Here is a 1,143-nt window from a genome sequence, read left to right as displayed (position 1 = left end):
CGGGCTGGCCGAAGACCGGCAGGCGCAGCCCGCGCGCGAGGTCCATCACGTCGCCCATCACGGCGCTCGCGGTCGGGCCCGCGCCCGCGCCCGGCCCACGCAGCACGATCTGGCCGATCGCGTCGCCTTCGAGCACGACCATGTTGGTGCCGCCCTCGAGCTGGCCCAGCGGCGAGCTGTCGGGCACGAGGCAGGGCGACATGCGCTGCTCCAGCCCGCGCCCGGTCATCTGCGCCACGCCCAGAAGCTTGATGCGAAAGCCCATGTCGGCGGCGTGGGTGATGTCCTCGATGGTGATCGCACCGATGCCTTCAAGCTCGACGCCCGAAAAATCGACCTTCGTGCCAAAGGCGATGGAGGCCAGCAGCGCCAGCTTGTGGCCGGCGTCGATCCCGCCCACGTCGAGCTGCGGGTCGGCTTCGAGATAGCCCAGATCGGCGGCCTCCTGGAACACCGCGTCATAGGGCAGGCCCGCGCTCTGCATCCGGGTCAGGATGTAGTTGCAGGTGCCGTTCATCACGCCCATCACGCGGGTCATCTCGTTGCCCGCCAGCGATTCGGTCAGCGCCTTGATGACGGGAATGCCGCCCGCCACCGCCGCCTCGAAGCGGATCACCCGGCCCTGCGCCTCGGCCCGTTCGGCCAGCGCCTGGCCGTGGTGGGCCAAGAGCGCCTTGTTGGCGGTCACCACGTCCTTGCCCGCGTCGAGCGCGATCTCCACGACATCCTTGGCGATGCCCTCGTGCCCGCCCATCAGCTCCAGCACCACGTCCACGTCGTCGCGCGCGGCAAGCGCGGCGGCGTCGTCCTCCCAGGCATAGGCGGAGAGATCCACGCCGCGGTCGCGGGCGCGGTCGCGCGCCGAGACGGCGGTGATCTCGACACCGCGTCCGGCGCGGGCGGCGAGCAGTTCGGGATGCGACTGGACGATGCGGACGACCCCCGCGCCGACGGTTCCGAGACCGGCGATTCCGAGGCGAAGGGGAGAAGTCATGCGAAAGGCTCCGGTCTGTCTGTCGGGCAATGTGGAATGCGCGCGACTGTTAGCCCGTGCGGGGCCTCACTGCAACGCGGCAGGCAGCGCCACGCCCGCATCGAGGCGCGCGCGGCTCTCGGGCGCGATCACCGGCGCGCCCCGCAGGG

At 71.2% G+C, this 1,143-nt stretch carries 1 protein-coding gene; it reads right to left on the bottom strand.

Annotation, left to right across the window (positions count from 1 at the left end):
• Window positions 1-994, bottom strand: a 994-nt coding sequence (locus NHG85_RS01990; RefSeq protein ID WP_253329299.1) for a homoserine dehydrogenase, incomplete at its 3' end; no start/stop codon positions are given.
• Between the last annotated feature and the right edge of the window lie 149 nt (window positions 995-1,143).

The sequence above is a fragment of the Limimaricola litoreus genome (assembly GCF_024159025.1).
GTDB lineage: Bacteria > Pseudomonadota > Alphaproteobacteria > Rhodobacterales > Rhodobacteraceae > Limimaricola > Limimaricola litoreus.
This window is presented reverse-complemented; position numbering and strand designations above follow the sequence as displayed.